A 12144-nucleotide genomic window follows, 5' to 3' on the forward strand; every position below is an offset into this window, starting at 1 on the left:
AAAATAAACATATAAAAAAGAGGTAGTATTACCTCTTTTTTGATTTTAAATTTAGCCTTTCCCAACAAGCCTCTTTAACCCACTTACTAAAATTTCCTTTCCCCGCAGCCTTCTCAATCTGCTCCAAAAGCTCATCCTCGAACCGGATGTTCTTCATCGTGCTCTTGGTGCGGTCAAAATTTGGTTTCTTTTTTTCTTGCATGGTAGGTACCACTTCGGTTAGTTTATCTGCATGTGGTACCTACCACATGGATTCGAAATTCTGTCAACGCCCAGCAGTGTTGGAGCACTAAAGGGCGTCTAACCTCACCAACTATCAAGGAGTTGATTATGGCTGATTCGCATTCTACCCCAGACACCGACCAATCCGGAACCGAGCGTTCGTTAATTGTGGGATATCGCCCGAATGTTTTCGACAAATCCACGCCCAATATCATTCTGTCCGGCAAATGGCTGCGCGCGGCGGGTTTTGATACTGGACAGCAGGTCACGGTCAAGGTGATGAAAGGGTGCATCGTTCTGGTGGCGTATAACGAGCAGGAGCAGCGGTTACAGGATGATTATAAGCGGACGAAGGCGAAGCTTATTGAGATAGAGGACGCGCTTGCAGCGATCCAAGCTCCGCGTCCAGGAAAGCGCCTCGCAAAATTAAATACAAGCCACCTGGTTTAGCGACTGTTTCTGGCATACAACCCGCCGGGCGCGTTAGACGATGTAGATGGGAGAGGACATGCAGAGAAAGTCGCAACCCAATCTCCCTGTTCGAACCATCAATTAGTATCTCATAAATAGAATTTCTGATGGCGAATTGATCAGCATCCAACTAGCCGGAAATTCCGGGTAGTTGGTCATGAAAGGAGACATCAAATTTCCAGTGAGAAATCACTACAATCTCAAAGCAACACTCGTAGTTACGCTCAGCTCGTGGCACCCAGTTTCACCTTTACCGGCCATACGGCTAACAACGGATCTAACCCCTTCATTCTCACGCTCATACAATATCTAAATTAATAGCCAACAATTATTCACAATAAATATAATGCGAAGGTTAAAATATCTGTATTTTTTATTAAAGATAAATTATTGCGATATGCATCACAGCAGAACTCCAATATTAATAGAAACTTGTACCTATGTTTACTGTTAAAGAGTGCAATATGTATTATAGCGACTCATTAATAACATCAATAGATGCTCATAAAATATTGGCTTTAAAGTTAGAACATGCCTTAACTGGCGTAAAAGATGAAGTATTAAAGCAAGCACAGCTGTTAGATGATGGGGCAACACGATTAAGCTATCAACTTTCGTGCTTTACTGAAAACTATCAGGACGTATGTTTACGATTACGCAAAGAAGACTCAAGATTTTTGATAGGTATCGTCCAGTTAATAAAACACAGAGAAGTTATCTTTAAGATGCTCTATATTTATATTAAAAGTCTATTAAGCAACAAGAGTGAAAAAAGAATACATAACATACAACGAAATCTTATGTACTTGGGCGTATCAATTTCATCATCGATGCTCTCCAGCCAGGCTTTTATATATTCGGCAACTATTGCAATTTGTAGTAGTGTTCATACCAACATTTGGATGAAAGAAAAGATCACATCGTTTTCTACTTATGCTGTCCTTGGTTTAAAAGTTTATGGCATCGTTGAGCAAGCATCCAGAAGCGCCAACCATCTAAAAAACTATAATGCTTATTATTATAATCTCCTTTATCAGGAAGAGCTTGATATGATGTTTTTCTTGATTGAGCCCATAATAATGAGGTCCCCCATACTTAACCAAGCCTATGCTTCAGACAGCGACATTGCATACGCGATTTCAAGGATGATAAAGGGATGATTAAAGCTATTAAAGACTGGCTAAAAGGCCAACTCATATTTTTCCTTAGAGGCGCAACTCCCCTTTTATTCGTCATAATATTTGCACTATTTGCCGTAACCTGGCTACCCGAAAAAATCGCAATGAATGCAACATGGTCAGTTGTAGTTATTGTAGGCCTCTATATCCTTTCACGCAAAAAAAGATAATTACTATTTAACAGGAGTAAATTATGTCAATTCCCGCACATCTGTGGTTGTTTGATGAAAATGGCTCGCCCATAGTTGGTCCATCCTTACTGCCAGCGAGATTAGGATCGTTTGAAATCCGTTCAGTTATCCATCAGGTATGGATCCCTGAGAGCTCGCATACTGGTCGTTTGACAGGCACGAGAGTTCATTCCCCCTTAAATTTGCATAAGGAATTTGATGCTGCAACGCCTGTTTTATATCGTGCTATGTGTGAAGGAAGAATATTAAAAAAAGCAGAATTGAAAATGTATCGAATTATTGACCAGGGCGTTGAGAGTGAGTATTTCAATATGATAATGGAGAACGTGAAGATCACCTCTATATCACCCCTGCTGCATCCCACCGGCTTGACGAGCACGCATCTCGAAGATATTCAACTCCGGTACGAGAAGATTACATGGAAGCATTGCGATGGGAACATTCTCTACACTGACGAATGGAATAACCGAGCTACGTATTAGGGTATCTAAAATGAAAGTACTGTTAATTTTGGCTGCACTTCTATTCCTGGTTCAAAATACATCAGCAGCCCAAATGTCCGGCTTCGCAGCCAGATATTATCAGGATGATGGAACAACGTCGGAAGAACCCACAGAAGTGCCCCTCTATCCCACTATTACCATCGGTAAGAAAACCGTGCAAATGGAGGATATTCATCTGGCAGACATCTCCAGCACACCAGTCAATAAAGACAGTTCCGCACGCTGGGTCTGCCTTCATGACGACGATGACACGAATTACTGGTTCATTTCCGATAACGAAATGGGTGCAGGATTGTTAACTGCGCTAGTAATAGCTAGGGATGGCACCCATAAAGAGTGTGCAAAAACTACGGAACCTGTCAGCGTCTCAGTCGCCAATGTTCCATTGTTGAATGCTACTCACGGAAATTTAGTTAAATTGTTTGGCAGGAAAGAGATCGTCAAAAAGAAAGCGGTGCTTTTTTATCAGGAAACACCTGTACAGAATGGATTCATCCAGAGTAATACGGTCTCTTATTACTTCGATGGCGAAAAAGTGCGTGGGGTAATCATTGGGCAAATTACCAGTAACTAGATTGCTGACATCCTCTTCCTGGTGAAGAGGGTGTTAAGCCTGCCCACCCAACCGCATATGCAGCAACGGAAACGCATTCCCCTGCCCGTCCAGTTCCGAGCGTCCGACCTGCTTAAACCCCATATGGCGATAAAACGCGACGCCATGGGGGTTCTGCTCATTCACGTCTTCACGTCGACTTCATTCGCGCCGAACGCTGCGATGGCGTGTTGCAGCAGCAGTTTACCGACGCCTTTTCCCCGGCTCGTGTCATCCACAAACAGCATCTCAATACGGTTTTCATCGACACCGAAAAAGCCGTGAATAACGCCCTTTTCATCACGGGCAATGAAAACGTTGAGGTTGGGCAGATAGGCATTGAGCAATAGCGGACGCAGCGCCGCAATATCGCTTTCCTGTAAAAAGTGATGGGTGGCGCGCACGGAGGATTCCCAGATCGCGACGAGACGTTCAAACTGTTCAGACACTGCGGTTTCAATTTTCATGCGGGGATCATCTTCGGCTCGCTGTGATAAATCAACCTATTCTCCGCTTCCACCCACTTAACTTTCCCTCTTTCCGTGTCGCTCTGGATCGATAACGATACGGAGCGCCCCGATGAAAAAACTCACCCTACTGATGTTAACCACCTGGATGCTGACCGGCTGTGCCGCCATCTTCGGCAGCAATGAAGAAACCGTCACCATCAGCAGCACGCCGGACAACGTCCCGTTTGCAGTCATCGACCGCACCGGCGCCATCACCGCCACCGGCGTCACGCCGAAAACCCTCGCGCTGAAGAAATCCGACGGCAGCTATTTCGGCAAGCGCGAGTACTCGCTCACGCTCAGGCAGCCAGGCTACTACTCTGCCAGCATGCCGCTGGCGTACCGCTTTAGCCGCTGGTACACGCTGGGGAACGTCATCTTCCTGGGCGTGCCGGGCTGGCTGATCGTCGATCCGTTTTTCGGCGGCATGTATACGCTGAAGGAAGATTCGGTTCACGTCATCCTGCGTCCCTGCCCGCGCGGACCGTTTAGCGACATGTGCAGCTAGCGCGCTACTGCTTCACCCAGACCAGCTGGTCAACCCGGAAGCCCAGACTGCGCGCGGTGTTCAGGTAATCCTGCTTCACCGCATCCGGGATGGTTGGCGTGCGCGACAAAATCCACAGGTAATCGCGGTTCGGGCCGCTGACCAGCGCGTACTGGTACTTGTCGTCCAGCCTGATCACGTTATACCCCCCGTAGAACGGGCCGAAGAAGGAGACCTTCAGCGCGGCCGTGGTCGGCTCGCCGGTGAAGTACGCTTTCCCTTCGCTCTCGTTCCACTTGTTTTTCACCGGATCGTAACCCCGGTTGAGCACGCTGATCCCGCCGTCGCTGCGCTTGCCGTAGGTAGCGGTAACCTGCTCAAGACCGCGCTCAAAGCGGTTTTCCAGGCGAGCGACCTCGTACCATTTGCCGAGATAGCGGCTGGCGTCAAAACCGGAAATGGGCTGCACGCCTTTCGGCGGCGTAGGGGATTTACAGGCGACCAGCGTCAGGGCAATGGCAACACCGGTCACAACAGGCCATAGCTTCATGAGAATTCCTTTCATTTGCACGGTTGGATGTTAAGTGTAGTGCACCGTTTCGGCACTTCATCCCGTTCGGGAAAATTCGTAGTATATTGAGAGTATTCCTCCACTCTGGACACGGACATGGCTTACTCCATCGGCGAATTCGCCAGACTCAGCGGCATTACCGCCACCACCCTGCGGGCGTGGCAGCGTCGCTATGGTTTACTCAAGCCACAGCGCACGGAAGGCGGCCATCGCCAGTACAGCGATGCGGACGTCCAGCAGGCGCTGAAAATCCTCGACTGGGTCAAAAAAGGCGTCCCGATTGGCCAGGTTAAACCGCTGCTGGAACGCCCAACGCCGGGGCGGACCAACAACTGGCAAACCCTGCAGCAGAACATGCTGCAGCGCCTGCAGGACGGTAAAGTCGAGTCCCTGCGCCAGATGATTTATGACGCCGGACGTGAGTACCCAAGGCCGGAGCTGGTCGCGAACGTGCTGCGCCCGCTGCGCAGCCAGGTCTCGGCTAACGTCGCCGCCGCCATGACCCTGCGCGCGATCCTCGACGGCATCATCATCGCCTACACCTCGTTTTGTCTCGAAGGCGATAAAAAAGCGCCGGGCGACAATATTCTTCTCAGCGGCTGGCACCTCAACGACCCGTGCGAGATCTGGCTCGAAGCCTTAACGCGCACCGGGCAGGGCCACCGGATCGATATCCTGCCGGTTCCCCCTGACGCGCTGGCACCGGAGATTTTCCCGGAGCGCAAATGGGTGCTGGTCACTAGCGGCAAGCTCACCGCCGGGCGGAAAAAGCAGCTGGAGCAGTGGCAGCAGCAGGTATCGCTTGAAGTGATTATCCTCTGATCATTTTCTCCTGCGGGAATCTTCACGAAAAGTTGAATATTTTCCCGCGCCGCAGATGCTAACGTTTTCCTGTGATGAACAACTCCACAGGAAAACACCATGAAAAAAACTGCCCCTCTGCTGATCCTGGCCTCAATGGCCTTTGCCCCTGCCGCCTTTAGCGCCCCTGTCGGCACGCTAAGCGTCCACATTCTCGACCAGCAAACCGGGATGCCGCCATCCGACGTGACCGTTACGCTGGAGAAGCAGCAGCAGGATAAATGGACCCCGGTTGCCAGCGGCAAAACCGACCACGACGGACGCATCAAGTCGCTCTATCCGCAGGATCAGGACATGCAGCCCGGCGTGTATAAAGTGACCTTCAAAACCGCAGAGTACTTCCACGGCAAAAAGCTGGAGACCTTCTTCCCGGAGATCCCGGTGCTGTTTACCGTCACCCGCACCAACGAAAAGCTGCACATCCCCCTTCTGCTGAGCCAGTACGGTTACTCGACCTATAAGGGCAGTTAAGACGCATTGATTTTAAAGCAATAAAAAAAATAGTTCCGCGAATACTTGGACAAATTAGTCATGTTGTGTAAGTTTTAAGTATATGAACGGGAGGACCACACCATGACAACGAAACCTGTGCTCGGTATTAGCGGGTGTTTGACCGGATCCGCCGTACGCTTTGACGGCGGACACAAGCGTATGGGCTTCGTCATGGATGAGCTGGCCCAGTGGGTGAATTTCCGCCCCGTCTGCCCGGAAATGGCCATTGGCCTGCCGACGCCTCGCCCGGCGCTGCGTCTGATCGTGACGGACCGCGGTGAAACGCAGATGCGCTTCAGCCACGCGCCTCACGAAGACGTTACGCAGAAAATGGCGGACTTTACGGCAGATTTTTTGCCGAAAATCGGCGATCTCGCCGGTTTTATCGTCTGCGCAAAATCCCCAAGCTGCGGCATGGAGCGCGTGCGGCTGTATGATGAAAACGGCAACCGGGGCCGCAAGGAGGGGGTCGGGCTGTTCACCGCCGCCCTTCTTGAAACCTGGCCGTGGCTGCCCGTGGAGGAGGATGGACGCCTGCACGACCCGGTGCTGCGGGAAAACTTCGTCGAGCGCGTTTTTGCGCTGCATGAGCTGAACACGATTCGCGCCAACGGCCTGACCCGCCGCGCGCTGCTGGACTTTCACAGCCGCTACAAGCTTCAGCTGCTGGCGCACCATCAGGCGGGCTACCGCGAAATCGGCCCGTTCGTTGCCACGCTGCACGAGTGGGAAGATCTCGACGCCTTCTTCGTGGCCTACCGGGAAAAGCTGATGACCATCCTGAAAAAGCCGGCTTCGCGGAAGAACCACACCAACGTGCTGATGCATATTCAGGGGTACTTCCGTAACCAGCTGAACACCCGCCAGCGCGGCGAGCTGCGCGACGTGATCCTGCACTACCGCAACGGGCAGTTGCCTATCCTTGCCCCGATCACGCTGCTGAAACACTATCTGGCCGAATACCCCGACCGGTATCTGATGACGCAAAACTACTTTGATCCCTATCCTGATGATTTGGGTCTGCGTCTGGCAGTCAAGTGATCATAAAAATGCGAAGGCCCATTGACCCTTAGAGGCCCAAAGCAGTACCCCGTTTAGACGACACCCTCACTGTCGTCTCTTTTTTGCATTTTACCTAAAAGACTGTGATTATATACAGGCTTATTCTGCAAAAAGGGGCCTGTCCGTGATCAATACCCTGCACATCCAAAACTACCGCTCGATCCGCGAGATGTCGCTGGAGCTGGAGCAGCTCAACATCGTCTTCGGGCCAAACGGCACCGGGAAATCCAATATCTACAAGGCGATCCACCTGATGCACAGCGCCGCCCAGGGGCAGTTCTCCCAGGCGCTGGCGAACGAAGGCGGCATTCTGAAGGTGTTCTGGGCAGGCAAAACCCGCAGCGACCAGCTGCGGCGGATGAATCTGGCAGTGGAAACAGAGACCTACGAATATGAGCTGCAGGTCGGGTTTGTGGAGAGGCTGCCGTATCCCTCGCAGTTTCAGCTCGACCCGGTGATCAAAGAGGAGTCCATCTGGCTGAGCGGCCAGCATCGACGCCCATCGTCACAGCTGATGAAGCGTAAGAATCAGGCCGTGTTTCTGAATAACGTGCATCACGAGAAGGTGACCCACAGCGGCACGCTGTACGAGAACGAATCGGTCTTCGGACAGCTCGGCGAACCGCATCTTTACCCGGAAGTGTCGCAGATGCGCGAGTCCCTGCGTAACTGGCGCTTTTACCATGAGTTTTCTGTATCAATCGGCTCGGCGATGCGCGCCCCGCAGGTCGGCTTCCGCTCTCCGGTGCTGGCCAGCGACGGTGCCAACCTGGCGGCCGCGTTTCAGACCATCGTGGAGATTGGCGACGAGCTGCTGCTGATGCGCATCCTTGACCAGGCGTTCCCCGGCTGCGTGTTTTACAGCGACAACACTGGCGGACGCTTCCGGATGATGATGCAGCGCGAGGGGCTCAGCAGGCCGCTGGAACCGGCGGAGTTCTCTGACGGCACCCTGCGCTTTCTGTGCCTGGCGGTGGCCTTGCTCAGCCCGCGCCCTCCGGCGTTTATCGCGTTGAACGAACCGGAAAACAGCCTTCACCCGCAGATGCTGCCCGCGCTGGCGAGCTTAATCGCCGAGGCCAGCCGCTACTCGCAGATCTGGCTCACCAGCCACTCGCCGGAGCTGGCGAAGTTGATTGAGAAGCAGCGGTCGTTTTCGCTGTATCAGCTGTCGATGGCGGAGGGGGAGACGCGGGTGGAGAGGCTGGGGTAAACGCCGGGTGGCGCTGCGCTTACCCGGCCTACAAACGAGTCCGAAACGTCTTACGCCACTCCGCCGGGCTGACCCCAAAACGCGCCTTAAACTGCTGTCGCCAGGTGACGGCGGAATTAAACCCCACCATCTCGGCCACGCTTTCAACGGGCATATTTCCGGCTTCAAGCAGGATCTGGCTACGCCGCAGGCGTTCGGCGGTAAGCCAGTCAGCGACGCTCATCCCCGTGGCTTTAATAAAATGACGGGTCAGCGTGCGGCGGCTCATCGAAACCACCTCCGCAAGCGAGTCCAGGCTATGCGGTTCGGTGATGTGCTGCTGCAGGTAGTCGATCAGGCAGTTAATGCGTCCGTCGCGGGTATCTTTGGGTACCGGCTGTGCGATGAACTGCGCCTGACCGCCCTCGCGGTGGGGCGGTACAATCATCCGGCGGGCAATCTGGTTGGCGACCACGCTGCCAAAGCGCTGGCGAATAATATACAGGCAGCAGTCCAGCGCGGCGGCGGTTCCGGCGGAGGTGATGATATTGCCGTCATCCACGTAAAGGGCATTAATATCCAGCTGAACGTTAGGGAAGAGCGACTGAAACTGGCGTTCGAACTCCCAGTGGGTAGCCGCTCGTTTACCGTCGAGGATCCCCGCATAGGCCAGCACAAATGACCCCAGACACAGCCCGACAATTTCCGCGCCGCTGTCTCTTGCCTGTACCAGGCTGTCGAGCAGCGTCTGGGGCGGCCGTTCAAGGACGTGCTGCCAGTAAGGCACGACAACGATATCGGCCTGCCCGAGAGCAGAATAATCCCGCGTGGCGTTGAGGGAAAATCCGTCTTTTGAAGTGAGAAAACCCGGCGTTTCGGCGCAGATCGTCACGTTAAAGCGCTTTTCGCCGGAGACCGATTCGCCAAACAGAATGCAGGGAACGGAGTAGTGAAACGGGCTGAACCCGTCTACCGCGACAATCGCGACGTTGATTAGCGACATCGGTCCCTCCTTTCCCTTTAACACACTCAGAATATAACGGTTTCACCGTCCTCGGGAATACTCACCGCATCACTTACCTGGTTGGCTTCGACGTACTCACGCAGCGCGCTGCGGGTCAGCAGGCAGTGGTTAATCGCCTCCATATGGCTCGCCACAATGTTGGCCTGCGGCAGCAGGAAATGGACGTTAAGCACATCCTCCTGGCCCATAATGATAGGCCCAAAACCAATGACGTGGGCATAGCCCGCGTTCAGCACCACCACATCCGGCTGATGTTTTTGCAGATCGGCCGCCACCTCATCGCGCCAGATCGTATCTCCTGCAAGATAGAGCGTCTTCTCATCGGGATGGCGCAGCACCACGCCGCAGGCTTCGCCCAGCCGCTCCGCCAGTTCGGGCACGGCGTAAGCGCGATCGGTACCGTGCTGGCCGCCGTGGGTTTTTGTAATCTGAATATCGCCGAAGGTGGTCGCATCGGTCATGACCGTCAGGTTGCTAAACCCCTGGCTGCGCAGCAGCGCGGCGTCACGATCGTTTTGCACGTAGATCGGTTTGTCTTTGGCGATCAGCTCTACCGCTGCGCGATCCCAGTGATCGTCATGAGTATGGGTGACAATCACCGCGTCGGCGTCCAGCAGCGTGTTGACGTCAACGGGGAGTTCGACCGTCGGGTTGCGGCGTTCGGCATGCGCCGTGCCGGGGAAGCCCGGATAAGCGCCCTTTGGCGCCAGCATCGGGTCGATTAAAAGACGTTTGCCGGCGAAGGTAATCAGCTGGGTGGCGTTGCGAATGTGGGTAATGTTCATGGGCTATCCTCCGGTGGGTGTGATAAGGAGGATAGGCCGCCGCCACGGGCCCCGCTGTGGGTTTAAGGGCGATTACCGATGGAATCGGGCCAATTTAAAACCGGTTTTTTCGGGAAGATCGTTTACCAGCCCGGAACCGCTCCGCCGTTAAAGATCGTCTCCGCCGCTTTCGCCACCTCCGGCGACTGATACGACTGGATAAATTCCTTCACGTTCTCCGCGTCTTTGTTGTCTTCGCGCGTCACCACGATGTTCACGTACGGCGAATTTTTGTCTTCAATAAAGACGCTGTCATGCACCGGCGACAGCCCGGTTTGCTGGATATAGGTGGTGCTGATGATAGCAACATCCACTTTCGGGTCGTCCAGCACGCGCGGCAGCTGCGCCCCTTCCAGCTCCATGATTTTCAGCTTTTTCGGGTTGGCGGTAATGTCCAGCGCCGTCGGCAGCAGCCCGGTGCCCGGCTTCAGGGTGATGAGCTTCTCCTTTTGCAGCAGCAACAGCGCGCGGCCAAGGTTGGTCGGGTCGTTTGGAATCGCGATGGTCGCGCCGTCCTTCAGATCCGAGACGGATTTGATTTTGCGGGAATAGCCGGCCATCGGGAACACGAAGGTGTTCGCCACGGCAACCAGCTTGTAGCCATGCGCCTTATTATCCTCAGCGAGGAACGGGCGGTGCTGGAAGACGTTAGCATCCAGCTCTCCCTGGTTGGTGGCATCGTTAGGCAACAGCGAGCCGCTGAAGCCCACCAGCTCCACGTCCAGGCCATATTTCTCTTTCGCCACCTTTTTGGCGACTTCCGCCACATCCTGCTCGGCGCCGTTGATGACGCCGACTTTAATGTGTTTGGCATCGCTGCCGTGTTGATCGCACCCTGCCAGCAGCAGGCCAGCCAGTACCAAAGCACCCAATCGACGTTTCACAAGACAGTTCCTTTTGCTAAATGTTGTAGTGACTATATCGACAACGAGGCGGTGGAATAAAAACCGAAAAAGAATCAATAAGAAGGATAAGTTATATGCGTGTATCGCCGGGTGACGCTGCGCTACCCGGCCTACGGGTTTATGGCTTAAAGGGGCTTCGCCAGGTAATGTCGCTGCATGCCCGGATACGGATAATCCTGCAAAGACATCTGCAGCTGGTAACCCTGTTTTTCATAGAATGGCCGCGCCTGGAAGCTGACGGTATCCACCAGCGCATGCTTGCAGCCTTTGCGTCTGGCTTCATTTTCCGCCGTTTTGATAAGCTGGCTGCCGACGCCGGATCCGCGCACGGTCTCGCTGACCCACAGAAAATCAATATTCAGCCAGTCGCCTTTGCGCACGCCGATCAACCCTCCCAGCATCACGCCCTTTTCGTCTCGTACGTAAACGCCGATGTCGCCGCTAAAGTTCGTCAGATCGAGGAACTGTCCGTTATAGGATCTCAGGCCAACCAGTAACTCTTCTTTTTCCTGCGGCGTGACGGCGTCAGTGATGCTCAAGTGCATATTTTTTCTCCTTGTTTTCGATGCCGTTTCACTATCTCACACACGAGGCGTGGAGAAAATTCATACTTTCGACTGGCGTCGCTACACTGGATGTAACGATACATTTCATGAGAAGCCTGTGACGTCTTAAGGGGGTTATTGATGAAAGCTGCGCACCTGGTCTGCCTGCTGGTTTGTCTGCTCTTCGCCGCGTTTGTCCATGCCCAGGAAAAAGAGGATCCGGCGAAAGAGGCGCAGATAAAGCAGCAGGTCCTTAAAGATATTAAGAAAACCTGTACGCCGCAGAAAAAGCAGAGCGATAAAGCCTGGCAGGAGATGATTTTGTCATCCGAGGCCAATCAGCTGCTGATCAAAAATGCCGTTACCGCCGTCAAGCGCGACAACCTCGATGCCTACTGGGCGGCGGTTGGTCAGGTGGATTGTATGGAAGATTATTAAGGGTTAGGCGCAGGCTTCTCGCCGGGTGGCGCTGCGCTTACCCGGCCTACGGTTTTGAGTGGGCCAGGGTGAGGGCA

At 53.5% G+C, this 12144-nt stretch carries 16 protein-coding genes and 1 pseudogene; 10 read left to right on the top strand and 7 right to left on the bottom strand.

The genetic code is table 11. From position 1 onward, the window contains the following. Positions 1-28 precede the first annotated feature (28 nt). Entirely contained in the window at positions 29-202 is a 174-nt protein-coding gene (locus ACJBF3_RS19665) for a YlcI/YnfO family protein (protein ID WP_065365763.1), read from the bottom strand. 128 nt (positions 203-330) lie between these two features. On the opposite strand from ACJBF3_RS19665, the gene ACJBF3_RS19670 reads away from it, so the two are divergent. The 4 genes from ACJBF3_RS19670 to ACJBF3_RS19685 all read left to right on the top strand — a co-directional run bounded on the left by ACJBF3_RS19670 (position 331) and on the right by ACJBF3_RS19685 (position 3139). Next, positions 331-672, top strand: a complete 342-nt coding sequence (locus ACJBF3_RS19670) for a SymE family type I addiction module toxin (RefSeq protein WP_045328613.1) — start codon at positions 331-333, stop codon at positions 670-672. Positions 673-1157: 485 nt separating this feature from the next. Continuing rightward, complete coding sequence (locus ACJBF3_RS19675; protein ID WP_045328709.1) at positions 1158-1853, top strand: hypothetical protein; 696 nt, start codon at positions 1158-1160, stop codon at positions 1851-1853. Positions 1854-2064: 211 nt separating this feature from the next. Then, positions 2065-2544 carry a type VI secretion system tube protein TssD gene (locus tag ACJBF3_RS19680; protein WP_045328617.1) on the top strand — a complete coding sequence of 160 codons (480 nt, stop codon included), beginning with the start codon at positions 2065-2067 and terminating at the stop codon, positions 2542-2544. Positions 2545-2554: 10 nt separating this feature from the next. Beyond that, entirely contained in the window at positions 2555-3139 is a 585-nt protein-coding gene (locus ACJBF3_RS19685) for a hypothetical protein (protein ID WP_223239947.1), read from the top strand. Between the two features lie 33 nt (positions 3140-3172). Here the strand turns inward: ACJBF3_RS19685 and ACJBF3_RS19690 are convergent. Then, a pseudogene (locus ACJBF3_RS19690) lies at positions 3173-3624 on the bottom strand (acetyltransferase). Positions 3625-3736: 112 nt separating this feature from the next. On the opposite strand from ACJBF3_RS19690, the gene ACJBF3_RS19695 reads away from it, so the two are divergent. Beyond that, on the top strand, positions 3737-4174 hold the full coding sequence (locus ACJBF3_RS19695) for a hypothetical protein (RefSeq protein ID WP_045328619.1): 438 nt from the start codon (positions 3737-3739) through the stop codon (positions 4172-4174). Positions 4175-4178: 4 nt separating this feature from the next. Here ACJBF3_RS19695 and ACJBF3_RS19700 read toward each other — a convergent pair whose 3' ends face one another. Continuing rightward, a complete protein-coding gene (locus ACJBF3_RS19700) occupies positions 4179-4703 on the bottom strand; it encodes a lipocalin family protein (protein WP_033147067.1) in 525 nt (174 codons plus the stop codon). A 117-nt stretch (positions 4704-4820) separates the two neighbouring features. Here ACJBF3_RS19700 and ACJBF3_RS19705 point away from each other — a divergent pair, with 117 nt between their 5' ends. The 4 genes from ACJBF3_RS19705 to ACJBF3_RS19720 all read left to right on the top strand — a co-directional run bounded on the left by ACJBF3_RS19705 (position 4821) and on the right by ACJBF3_RS19720 (position 8352). Further along, on the top strand, positions 4821-5546 hold the full coding sequence (locus ACJBF3_RS19705; protein ID WP_045328622.1) for a MerR family transcriptional regulator: 726 nt from the start codon (positions 4821-4823) through the stop codon (positions 5544-5546). 99 nt (positions 5547-5645) lie between these two features. Next, positions 5646-6056: a hydroxyisourate hydrolase gene (gene uraH, locus ACJBF3_RS19710; RefSeq protein ID WP_045328625.1), complete on the top strand. Its 411-nt coding sequence runs from the start codon at positions 5646-5648 to the stop codon at positions 6054-6056. A 102-nt stretch (positions 6057-6158) separates the two neighbouring features. Next, a complete protein-coding gene (locus tag ACJBF3_RS19715; protein WP_032644378.1) occupies positions 6159-7118 on the top strand; it encodes a DUF523 and DUF1722 domain-containing protein in 960 nt (319 codons plus the stop codon). A 145-nt stretch (positions 7119-7263) separates the two neighbouring features. After that, positions 7264-8352, top strand: a complete 1089-nt coding sequence (locus tag ACJBF3_RS19720; protein WP_045328626.1) for an AAA family ATPase — start codon at positions 7264-7266, stop codon at positions 8350-8352. Between the two features lie 28 nt (positions 8353-8380). Here ACJBF3_RS19720 and ACJBF3_RS19725 read toward each other — a convergent pair whose 3' ends face one another. The 4 genes from ACJBF3_RS19725 to ACJBF3_RS19740 all read right to left on the bottom strand — a co-directional run bounded on the left by ACJBF3_RS19725 (position 8381) and on the right by ACJBF3_RS19740 (position 11629). Beyond that, positions 8381-9334 carry a GlxA family transcriptional regulator gene (locus ACJBF3_RS19725; RefSeq protein ID WP_045328627.1) on the bottom strand — a complete coding sequence of 318 codons (954 nt, stop codon included), beginning with the start codon at positions 9332-9334 and terminating at the stop codon, positions 8381-8383. 26 nt (positions 9335-9360) lie between these two features. Beyond that, a complete protein-coding gene (locus tag ACJBF3_RS19730) occupies positions 9361-10140 on the bottom strand; it encodes an MBL fold metallo-hydrolase (RefSeq protein ID WP_045328628.1) in 780 nt (259 codons plus the stop codon). 122 nt (positions 10141-10262) lie between these two features. After that, positions 10263-11063, bottom strand: a complete 801-nt coding sequence (gene nlpA, locus ACJBF3_RS19735; protein WP_045328629.1) for a lipoprotein NlpA — start codon at positions 11061-11063, stop codon at positions 10263-10265. Between the two features lie 146 nt (positions 11064-11209). Beyond that, the gene (locus ACJBF3_RS19740) at positions 11210-11629 is read right to left on the bottom strand and encodes a GNAT family N-acetyltransferase (RefSeq protein WP_045328630.1); all 420 of its coding nucleotides are present in this window, start codon (positions 11627-11629) and stop codon (positions 11210-11212) included. Positions 11630-11770: 141 nt separating this feature from the next. Between ACJBF3_RS19740 and ACJBF3_RS19745 the strand changes: the two genes are divergently transcribed. Next, positions 11771-12067 carry a YicS family protein gene (locus tag ACJBF3_RS19745; RefSeq protein WP_045328632.1) on the top strand — a complete coding sequence of 99 codons (297 nt, stop codon included), beginning with the start codon at positions 11771-11773 and terminating at the stop codon, positions 12065-12067. Positions 12068-12144: the final 77 nt, after the last annotated feature.

The sequence above is a fragment of the Enterobacter sp. PP-008-ECC_S150 genome, from assembly GCF_045257065.1.
GTDB classification, from domain to species: domain Bacteria; phylum Pseudomonadota; class Gammaproteobacteria; order Enterobacterales; family Enterobacteriaceae; genus Enterobacter; species Enterobacter chengduensis.

Coding starts and splice junctions, on each gene's coding strand:
- ACJBF3_RS19740 (WP_045328630.1), bottom strand. CDS start 11,629: ATGCACTTGAGCATCACTGACGCCGTCACGCCGCAGGAAAAAGAAGAG.
- ACJBF3_RS19715 (WP_032644378.1), top strand. CDS start 6,159: ATGACAACGAAACCTGTGCTCGGTATTAGCGGGTGTTTGACCGGATCC.
- ACJBF3_RS19745 (WP_045328632.1), top strand. CDS start 11,771: ATGAAAGCTGCGCACCTGGTCTGCCTGCTGGTTTGTCTGCTCTTCGCC.
- ACJBF3_RS19675 (WP_045328709.1), top strand. CDS start 1,158: ATGTATTATAGCGACTCATTAATAACATCAATAGATGCTCATAAAATA.
- ACJBF3_RS19680 (WP_045328617.1), top strand. CDS start 2,065: ATGTCAATTCCCGCACATCTGTGGTTGTTTGATGAAAATGGCTCGCCC.
- ACJBF3_RS19725 (WP_045328627.1), bottom strand. CDS start 9,334: ATGTCGCTAATCAACGTCGCGATTGTCGCGGTAGACGGGTTCAGCCCG.
- ACJBF3_RS19665 (WP_065365763.1), bottom strand. CDS start 202: ATGCAAGAAAAAAAGAAACCAAATTTTGACCGCACCAAGAGCACGATG.
- uraH (WP_045328625.1), top strand. CDS start 5,646: ATGAAAAAAACTGCCCCTCTGCTGATCCTGGCCTCAATGGCCTTTGCC.
- ACJBF3_RS19695 (WP_045328619.1), top strand. CDS start 3,737: ATGAAAAAACTCACCCTACTGATGTTAACCACCTGGATGCTGACCGGC.
- ACJBF3_RS19705 (WP_045328622.1), top strand. CDS start 4,821: ATGGCTTACTCCATCGGCGAATTCGCCAGACTCAGCGGCATTACCGCC.
- ACJBF3_RS19730 (WP_045328628.1), bottom strand. CDS start 10,140: ATGAACATTACCCACATTCGCAACGCCACCCAGCTGATTACCTTCGCC.
- ACJBF3_RS19670 (WP_045328613.1), top strand. CDS start 331: ATGGCTGATTCGCATTCTACCCCAGACACCGACCAATCCGGAACCGAG.
- ACJBF3_RS19700 (WP_033147067.1), bottom strand. CDS start 4,703: ATGAAGCTATGGCCTGTTGTGACCGGTGTTGCCATTGCCCTGACGCTG.
- ACJBF3_RS19685 (WP_223239947.1), top strand. CDS start 2,555: ATGAAAGTACTGTTAATTTTGGCTGCACTTCTATTCCTGGTTCAAAAT.